Here is an 8,406-nt window from a genome sequence, read left to right on the forward strand (position 1 = left end):
GGCGGTGGGATCGTCTGCGGTTGGCGCGGCGAAGGCCGCCTCGCCCAAATCGAACGTCATGGAAACATGCGAGCTGTCGTACTCGAACACGATATCGAAAGCGGAGCCGGGATAGGAGGAGCACGCGTACACGAACGCCTCCTCGGCAACCATGCGGATATCCTCCACGCGGTCGACGGACATCGAGGACAGCATGGCCACATTCGAAGCGGTCATGCGCACCAGGCGGGCCAGATGGGGATCGGCCGCAACGGTAAGAATAACGGGCTCGTTAGCACTCATCGCAATCATCTCCCTGAGCGGCATCGTAGGTGAAGTAATGAGCCGAAGAGGCGTCGAAGACGTCATCCTCGACCTCGATCGTACCGGCGGGCTCAGACGCCTCGTCCTCCGAAGGAACCAGGGCGCGACCGGGGAAATCGGTATGACGAACCTTTTTAGCGAAGAACTTCTGCACCTTTTCGGAGGCGGCGTCGGCGATACCGCTCACGGCGCCGGAAGCGGTAGACACCGTTCCGGTAACAGATGAAACATCGCGCAAGACGCCGTTGACCTCGATGAGGTCGGCAGAGAGGGCCTCGACGGCCACATTGGCCTGCCTGAGGAGCGGCTCGACCTGAGACAGGGCGGGACCGAGGTCGTCGAGGACGCCGTCGAGCTTCGAGATAACCGGACGGGCCTCGGCGATGGCGTCGTTCACCTCGCCAACCGTTTTATCCAACGTGTCGACGCTCTGGCGCGCCCGACGCACCGTCATGGCGATTTCCGCAACCGCCCAGATGCCGACGAGCACCAAGACGATGAGCACAACCTGCATGAAATCCATCTTGCCTCCATACGTTCCACAATAGATGCGACCGCGGCGCCCGCGGACGCGAGACGGTTACGATTCATGGTACCCCATGCCGTGCCCGTCTATCCAACGAGGACGGGCCTACGAATCGGCGCCATTCGCGCGCGGCGCGCGACCGGTCCTATCACGCGAGGTCTGCTCATAGCGCCACTCTTCCCATCCGCGGCCGGCGGGCTTCCAGAAGGCGCCGCGTTCGAGACCTTCGGGCAGATAGCGCTGCTCGACCCACCCCTCGGGGTAATCATGGGGATAGAGGTAGGGGCCGTACTCCTCGGAACCCGGTCGATGGCGATCGCGCAGATGAGCGGGCACCTCGCGAAGCCCGCTCGAGCGGACGTCGGAGAGAGCGGCATCGATCGCGGACTCGCAGGCATTGGATTTCGGTGCGAGCGCGTTGTAGATCGCAGCTTGGGCGAGATTGATGCGACACTCGGGATATCCGATGACCTCCGCCGCCTTGAACGCTGCCTCGGCGATAAGAAACGCCTGCGGATCGGCGTTGCCGATATCCTCCGAAGCCTGGATCATGATGCGCCGGGCAATGAACTTGGGGTCCTCCCCCGCATCGATCATGCGGGCGAGCCAATAGACGGCGGCATCGGGATCGCTGCCGCGCATCGACTTGATGAAGGCTGAGATAACGTCGTAATGCATGTCGCCGGACTTATCATAGGAAAGGCCGCGACGGGGGTTGGCGACGCGCACATCCTCCATGGTGATGACGAAGCGCTCCCCCTTCAGCGGTCGCGTGACGGCGATCTCGCTGGCAAGCTCGAGCGTTGTGAGCGCCGAACGCGCATCGCCCGCTGCCAGCGTGCAGATGGCGGATACGACGTCGTCGCCGGCGGCGAACCGATCCGCCAGGCCCTGCGGGGCGCTCAACGCACGGCGGACCAGCCGCTCGACATCTTCGTTGGATAGGTGCTCGAGCTCCACGACGCGCCCGCGCGAAAGCAGGGCGGAGTTCACCTCGAAATACGGATTCTCCGTCGTTGCGCCGATCATGACGATCGTACGGTTCTCGACGGCATGGAGAAGGGCGTCTTGCTGGGAGCGCGAGAAACGGTGGATCTCGTCTATGAACAAGATGGTGCGGCGGTCGTACATCAGCAATCGGCGCTTCGCCTCATCGATCTCGCGACGAAGGTCCTTAACCGTACCCGTCACGGCAGACACCTCGACGAACTCGCTTTTAGTAGTAGCGGCGATGATATGCGCGAGCGTGGTCTTACCCGTGCCGGCCGGACCGTATAAGATAACGCTCGACAACACGTCGTGCTCGATGGCGGAACGCAGCCAAGAACCAGGTCCTACCGCCTTTTGCTGGCCGACGTAATCGTCGAGCGTGGCCGGACGCATGCGCACCGCAAGAGGGGCGTTCCTGAGCTGCGTAGCGCGCTCTTGTTGAGAAAATAACGTATCCATGAAACCCATTCTAGCCGAAGGCGTCGAAGCGGACGAAGGCCGATGACGATCGCATGCTAGCGCTCATTGATGTACGTGCGCCGCGGTAAATCGACATCGGGCAGAAGCTTGGTCGCGAGCTCGGCGAAGTATCCATCGGTCATGCTGGCGATATAGTCGACCACCGTCTGGTGTAGATCGGATTGCCAGTCGTAGCTCGCACCATAATGAGCCAGAGAGCGGGAGATGCGGGCGATATGATGGCGGAAGATGAAGCTATCCTCGTTCCCCCGCCGCAGGTCATCGTAAAACGTATCGTACATCTGCTCGAACGCACCAGAGAGCACCTCGGCGCACTCGCCTTCTATGCCGCCCGACCGATAGATCTTTGCATAGTTTTCCGCCTTGGCACGGCGAAGCTCCTCGAACATCGGCTCGCTCATCTCGATACGGTTTTTACCATAGCTGTTCTCGATGATGTCCACGGACGCGCGCGATAAGATCCACGTGTTGTAGCGACCGCCCATCCCATCTTCGAAGGCATCTTCGTCAAGCAGACCGGCCTCGATCGCATCCTGCCGATCGCGGCCCACATAGGCGATGATATCGGCGATGCGAACCACGCAGCCCTCGAGCGTCATGGGCTTGAGATGGCCGATCGCCCGCCCGCCCTGCACCGAGCAGAGCTCGACCGTGCGGTCGAACTCGTCGAAATCGCGCAGCCCCGACAGATCGAATACGCGCTGCTCGTACTCCCCGTTATGGGTCAAGGCGCCATCGAGGGTCTGCAGGGACACGTTGCGGCCGTACAGGACGTCCATGACGCGAACGGAGTGTACGTTGTGGAAAAAGAAGCGCCCCGTCCGCTTCCGATAGGCCTCGTTGAGATAGCGTTCGCCTGCATGGCCGAACGGCGTGTGACCAAGGTCGTGCCCGAGCCCGATCGCCTCGATGAGGTCGCAATTTAAATCGAGGGCGCGGCCGATATCGCGTGCGATACGGGCCACCAGCTGCACGTGAAGGCCGCGACGCGACAGATCATCGTTGCTGCGAAAACTGAACACCTGGGTTTTGCCCGCATAGCGGTTATACGCAGGAAGATGCATGATCTTCTCGACATCGCGCACATATGCGGGGCGCCACATGCTGCTGCGATCTGAAGGCCGGTCATATCGACGGCAAGCGCCGTCATCGGGAGCACGATATGGGTTACGATGCCCCCGGGCGCGATCGCGCTCGATACGCCTGACCAACTCATCGGAAAGGTGATCGGGCATGCGCTCCAACCGGGCCCGAAGGTTATCGCGATCGTCCATCGCCATCATGATTCGCCCCATCTCCTTCAATTCATCTGGACCTTGCATGTATCATCGCACAGCGCACCGACATCGCCCACCTGTTCAGACGCCCCGCCTCCATACGACAGAAGGGAGGCGACGGCGAACGCCCCGAACAAAAACGGCAAGAACGGCAGGGACGATACCCCGCGAAACGAAGCCGCGACAGCCAGGGCGAGCAGACCGACGGAAAATGATAAGAGCGCCAGCCCGGGATCGAGCACGAGCAGCGAGAACAACGCCTTGACGTCCCCCATACCCAAGCCCGCTGCACCATGCGAGCGCCTCCAAAGCAACTCGAAGCACACGAGGAACGCGCTTACCAGCAGCGCGGTGCCGATACGTCCCGCCAGCATAGACGCTCCGCCGAGCCGGCCGGCATAGGCGAACGAGAACGCCGCGAGAACGAACGCGAGGCCGTTCGGCAAGCTGCGCGTGCGAACATCGACCACCGCCCCGATCGCGGCCGCGACCGCGTACAGCGCGCCGAAGAGAGTCAGGACCCAATCGTCCATGGTCCACCTATTCGTCCACCACGAGACAGCCCATGTTCAAACGACCCGTAAGCGCGCCGATCACCGCGGTGGTGCCGCAACGCGTGAACACGCCGGCGAAGCGACCGTTGAACAGGTAGAGTCCTTCCATATTGGAGTGAGGCTCCTCGCGCTTGACGCCGTCAGCAACGCTGCCGTCGGCATTCATGGTGTAGAACTGGGGCGCGTAGGCCTGCACGGTGCCGCCGCTGCGCGTCATCTCCTGCAGCACGTCCACCCATTCGGCATCGGTGCACTCCGAACCTGCCTGAACGCCCTTGCCGTTGAAGCCGTCTCGAGGCTTCGCGATCCAACGCTCCCTTTCAGCGAAACGGGACAGGTCGCTCTGCGCATCCAACATATAGGTTGCCGGTACGTGCGCGCGAACGAACGCAAGCTCATCTGCATCGAGGATCCGCTCGGCAAGCTCGTCGTGAAAGAGGGCGAAGACCGTCTTGGTCGCACAGGGCCACGTTCGAAATGCGCCAACCATGGGGACGCGTCCCTCGTTCGCACAGGCAAGGAAGGCATCGACACCTGGGGACGGCCGACTATCCAGATCGGAAATAACGAGACGTCGCCACACGCAGTCGATGGGGCCGACGGCATCGTGCAGAACGCCGTCCTCGTACGCCAAGTCGCGGATATCTGCAAAGCGCAGGCTCGCGCCAAGCTGGGAGAAGACATCGACGAACCGCGCGATCTCCGGGGCGTTCACGCTTTCACGATAATCAATGGCGGCGACAACGGGGTGCTCGGCCGATCCGCCGGCGCTCCGATACGCATCCATGATGGCATCGGCACACGCTCCGTAGATGTCGAACACGGACACCGCATGGTCGCGGGCGAACAGGCGCCCTGCTTCCGTTTCCAGGTTGACCCGCGTGATCTCGGATGTGGCGAGCATGCCGGCAGAACCATCGGTATTCAGCTCGCAGAACTGGAAATCTCCTGTTTCCTCATCAAGGAAGATGTCGACGCGCGCAATGGGTATGGGGCGCTCATAGGGCACCGGCGCCCTACACGCCGCCTCAACGCGAGGATCGAATGAAAAGAACGCGCGAACCAACGGGTCTGCAACGTACGCCTCGGTGACCTTATCCATGACACGGCCCATCATCTCGGCGATCCATGCCAGATACGAGACGTCCGAGCGAGAAAACACCTTGGGAACCACGCTCCAGGGAACGGGCGCGCCATGATAGAGCGCGCCGCGTTGTACCAGCGCCTCGTCGGCTCGGCGGCGCGATTCCACGTCTCCATCCAGCGCGTGAACGATAGAGCGATACGTCTCTTGGTATCCGAGCGAGTCGAGCGGAACGCCATGGCTCGAAGAAGCGGCGACCGGGATATCCACCAAAGGATAATCGTTCATCATATCCCCCATCTCTTACGAATCTAAAGCGGCGACGGGTTGCGTCGTGCAGCGATGCCAGGAGTTATACCCAACCTATTCCGCGACGTTGCCGCAATCAACGAAATGAAGAGGATGCGGCGGCTCCAACAGAATTGTCCTCGTATAATATCGAGAATCAAACATGAAAGGAGACCAGTATGGACCAAGGCAAGGACAACGCACCGATCGCCGCGCCCAACCCGTTGAATGTTGAAAGCGCATCGGCTGGAACCGCTCCCCAGACGACGAAATCCAATTTTGCCTACGCGCTCACCGCAGGCGTGCTGGGCATCATCATTCTCATCGTATTCTCGCTGGTCATGATCGTATATGCTGCAGTATCGAGCTACGTCTATACCGATGGCTTCTCCACCGACGACACCTATTTCGACTACGACTACGGCTACGGTTACGACCATGACGACTGGGACCAGGACTACGACCTCGATTTTCACGATTTCATGTAGCCCCGCTCCAGAACCCATTGAAGAAATCCGCCCTGGCACCGCGCTTTCCATGCGATGCCGGGGCGGATTGCGATATCCCGTTCAAGCCTCTGCCCGAAAACGGGCGGGAGTCGCTACTGAGCTCCCTCGATAACCTGGTCGAGCGTCACCGATACATCGTGCGGGGTGGGCACCCAATCGACCTTGAGGAAAAGCGCGGCCACGGTAAGCGGAATATAGGTGAACATAAACAGCGGGAACGTGAACAGGTTGGCGACGATGCGCCATGTTTGCGGGCAATGGATATGCTTGTACTCGGTAACGGTCGTGACAACGCCGAGAACGAAGAACGTGAAATACATATAGAGCAGCGTGATAAGTAGGGATCCGACGCACAGCTCAAGCTCGGCGTCGGTTGCCAGGAAGCCATGGGACAGCGAGCCCACGACCAAGAACGTGCTGTTCGCCAATAGCGAAACCAGAGTAAGGAGCATGCCGGGCGCGATGGTCATGAGCATGTCGTAGGCTGCGAAGCGATGATGGTGGAAGATCGACTTCAGCAAGTGCGAACCGTACGTGAAGAATACCTGGTAGAAGCCCTTCGTCCAGCGCATACGCTGCTTCCAGGAGGCCGACATGGTAACCGGCTGCTCATCGTAGAACTCGGCGGGCGCGTAACCGATCTGGATTCCATGCACGGCGCAGAACGTAGAGAACTGGATATCCTCGGTTAGGGTATGGAAATCCCAGCCGTGCATTCCCTCGACGATCTTCGACGAGATGAGGTAGCCCGAACCGGAGACCGCGCACGAGGTCCCGCAGATCATGCGGGCGTTATTGAGATAGCGCGCCTCGCGGAGAAACCAGGTGGCATAAGCCGCGGAGATCCATGAGCTACCGAAATTCTTGGAGTTGCGATAGCTCGTCAAGGCGAGGTAGCCTTGGTCGAACGCATCGTTCATGATGGAGACGTAATCGCGAGACAGCAGGTTATCGGCATCGAAGATGAAGAACGCCTCGTGCTTGCCGGGGTACTCGCGCAGAATGCGGTCGAAACCGTAATCCATCACCCAGCTCTTTCCCTTACGGGCGAGGTCGTTGCGCTCGTACACGATCGCACCTGCGTCGCGAGCGGCCTGGGCGGTGTTATCGGTGCAGGCGTCGGCAACAACGAAGATATCGATGAGCTCGGACGGATAGTCCTGGTCGCGGATGGACTGCACGAGGTTGGCGATCACCGCCTCCTCGTTGTGGGCGGCGATGAAGAACGCATACCGATGCTGCTTCTTCGCGGGCGGAATCTTGACCTCACCCCGAAACAGGCCGATGAGCAGATACACGGCCTGGTAGGCGAAGCACACGGTGAACAGGACGCCGAGTATGAAATTGAAGATAACGATAGGTGCCACGAAACATCCCTTGAGCAGACAGATAACTATGCTCAAGGTAGTGTAGCGCAGCCGCGACGACCCGCATCGCTTCGCCCGCGATATGCGCAAAAGGGGGACATATCCGCAACGAAGCAGGGAGACGAGGCCTAGTCCTCGAGTAGGCCGAGCTTCGGGATGATGACGGCGCCCGCCTCCGTACGACCGAGCGAGCAATCGGACAACTCGTCGAGCGCGGCAGCGAGGTCCCAGGGAAGCTCGTCGCGGCACTCGATGCGCTCACCGGTGACAGGATGATCGAAGGCGACGCGCCATGAATGAAGGAACTGGCGGTCGAGATCGAGATTAATACGGTCGCTTCCCTTGCCGTAAAGCGGATCGCCCACGAGCGGGTGGTTGATATGGCGCATATGCACGCGAATCTGATGCGTTCGCCCCGTATAGAGATGGCACTCGACAAGCGTGTACCCCTCGTCCCAACGCGTCGAATCGAAGCGTTCGAGCACCTTAAACGTCGTGATGGCCTGGCGTGCGAAGGGATCGTCAGATACGGCCATCTTTACGCGGTCGCGCGTTGATCGGGCGATGCCGGTATTGATGGTGCCTTCGTCCATGGCGATATGACCGTGGACCAGGGTGATATAGCGACGATCCAACGTGCGCGTGCGGATTAGGTTTTGCAGCTCGCGCTGGGTGTCATCATCCTTGGCTGCAAGCATGAGCCCCGAGGTGTCACGGTCGAGGCGATGAACGATGCCCGGACGATCCTCGCCTTGCACGGTCCCCAGATGCTCGATACCGCAGTGGTAGACGAGTGCGTTGGCAAGCGTACCGGAATCGTGGCCGTGAGCGGGATGGCATACGAGACCGCGCTGCTTGGACAGTACGATGAGGTGGTCGTCCTCATAGCGGATGTCGAGCGGAATGGGCTCACCGACGATATCGCCGGGCTCGCGCTCCTCGGGAAGCTCCGCGGAGATCCTGTCGCCGGCCTGGACGATATACTTCTTGGAGAGGCACGCTTCGCCGTTCAACGTCACGGCGCCGGC

At 60.6% G+C, this 8,406-nt stretch carries 9 protein-coding genes; 1 reads left to right on the forward strand and 8 read right to left on the reverse strand.

From position 1 onward, the window contains the following. The 6 genes from I2E26_RS00980 to I2E26_RS01005 all read right to left on the reverse strand — a co-directional run. Positions 1-282 (reverse strand): ATP-binding protein (locus I2E26_RS00980; RefSeq protein ID WP_195419265.1); only part of this gene is annotated, 282 nt, incomplete at its 3' end. After that, on the reverse strand, positions 272-826 hold the full coding sequence (locus I2E26_RS00985; protein ID WP_195419266.1) for a hypothetical protein: 555 nt from the start codon (positions 824-826) through the stop codon (positions 272-274). The genes I2E26_RS00980 and I2E26_RS00985, both read right to left, overlap by 11 nt. A 108-nt stretch (positions 827-934) precedes the next feature. After that, a complete protein-coding gene (locus I2E26_RS00990; RefSeq protein WP_147588347.1) occupies positions 935-2,278 on the reverse strand; it encodes a replication-associated recombination protein A in 1,344 nt (447 codons plus the stop codon). Positions 2,279-2,334: 56 nt separating this feature from the next. Continuing rightward, positions 2,335-3,582 (reverse strand): deoxyguanosinetriphosphate triphosphohydrolase family protein, encoded by a 1,248-nt coding sequence (locus tag I2E26_RS00995; protein ID WP_370551413.1) that lies wholly within the window; start codon positions 3,580-3,582, stop codon positions 2,335-2,337. A 17-nt stretch (positions 3,583-3,599) separates the two neighbouring features. Beyond that, entirely contained in the window at positions 3,600-4,109 is a 510-nt protein-coding gene (locus I2E26_RS01000; protein WP_147588348.1) for a prepilin peptidase, read from the reverse strand. A 7-nt stretch (positions 4,110-4,116) separates the two neighbouring features. Beyond that, positions 4,117-5,502 carry a hypothetical protein gene (locus I2E26_RS01005; RefSeq protein ID WP_195419267.1) on the reverse strand — a complete coding sequence of 462 codons (1,386 nt, stop codon included), beginning with the start codon at positions 5,500-5,502 and terminating at the stop codon, positions 4,117-4,119. Positions 5,503-5,681: 179 nt separating this feature from the next. On the opposite strand from I2E26_RS01005, the gene I2E26_RS01010 reads away from it, so the two are divergent. Continuing rightward, positions 5,682-5,990 (forward strand): hypothetical protein, encoded by a 309-nt coding sequence (locus tag I2E26_RS01010; RefSeq protein WP_147588350.1) that lies wholly within the window; start codon positions 5,682-5,684, stop codon positions 5,988-5,990. Between the two features lie 113 nt (positions 5,991-6,103). Here the strand turns inward: I2E26_RS01010 and I2E26_RS01015 are convergent, their stop codons facing one another. Continuing rightward, positions 6,104-7,378 (reverse strand): glycosyltransferase family 2 protein, encoded by a 1,275-nt coding sequence (locus I2E26_RS01015; RefSeq protein WP_195419268.1) that lies wholly within the window; start codon positions 7,376-7,378, stop codon positions 6,104-6,106. A gap of 128 nt (positions 7,379-7,506) precedes the next feature. After that, the coding region (locus tag I2E26_RS01020; RefSeq protein ID WP_195419269.1) for an RluA family pseudouridine synthase at positions 7,507-8,406 on the reverse strand (900 nt) is incomplete at its 5' end.

This window comes from Collinsella sp. D33t1_170424_A12 (genome assembly GCF_015554865.1).
In the GTDB taxonomy this organism is placed as follows: Bacteria; Actinomycetota; Coriobacteriia; order Coriobacteriales; family Coriobacteriaceae; genus Collinsella.

Coding starts and splice junctions, on each gene's coding strand:
- I2E26_RS00985 (WP_195419266.1), bottom strand. CDS start 826: ATGGATTTCATGCAGGTTGTGCTCATCGTCTTGGTGCTCGTCGGCATC.
- I2E26_RS00990 (WP_147588347.1), bottom strand. CDS start 2,278: ATGGATACGTTATTTTCTCAACAAGAGCGCGCTACGCAGCTCAGGAAC.
- I2E26_RS00995 (WP_370551413.1), bottom strand. CDS start 3,582: ATGATGGCGATGGACGATCGCGATAACCTTCGGGCCCGGTTGGAGCGC.
- I2E26_RS01000 (WP_147588348.1), bottom strand. CDS start 4,109: ATGGACGATTGGGTCCTGACTCTCTTCGGCGCGCTGTACGCGGTCGCG.
- I2E26_RS01005 (WP_195419267.1), bottom strand. CDS start 5,502: ATGAACGATTATCCTTTGGTGGATATCCCGGTCGCCGCTTCTTCGAGC.
- I2E26_RS01010 (WP_147588350.1), top strand. CDS start 5,682: ATGGACCAAGGCAAGGACAACGCACCGATCGCCGCGCCCAACCCGTTG.